General features: G+C 64.2%; 1 protein-coding gene. It reads left to right on the forward strand.

The annotated features are described in order from the left end of the window. Positions 1-240 (forward strand): ATP-binding cassette domain-containing protein (locus tag ACMUOY_RS20650; protein WP_413894584.1); only part of this gene is annotated, 240 nt, incomplete at both ends.

Here is a 240-nt window from a genome sequence, read left to right on the forward strand (position 1 = left end):
CCGTGTCGTGCCGAAACCTCACCAAGCGCTTCGGCGAGTTCACCGCCACCGACAACGTCAGCTTCGAGGTGCAAAAGGGCGAAATCTTCGGCCTGCTCGGCCCTAACGGCGCCGGCAAGTCCACCACCTTCAAGATGTTGTGCGGCCTGTTGAAACCAACTGCTGGCGAAGCGCATGTGGTGGGCCATGATCTGCGCCGCGCCACCGGCGCAGCCAAGAGCCGGCTCGGCTACATGGCGC

Origin of the sequence: Candidatus Skiveiella danica, assembly GCF_022705245.1 — a bacterium.
GTDB classification, from domain to species: Bacteria; Pseudomonadota; Gammaproteobacteria; order Burkholderiales; family Burkholderiaceae_C; genus Skiveiella; species Skiveiella danica.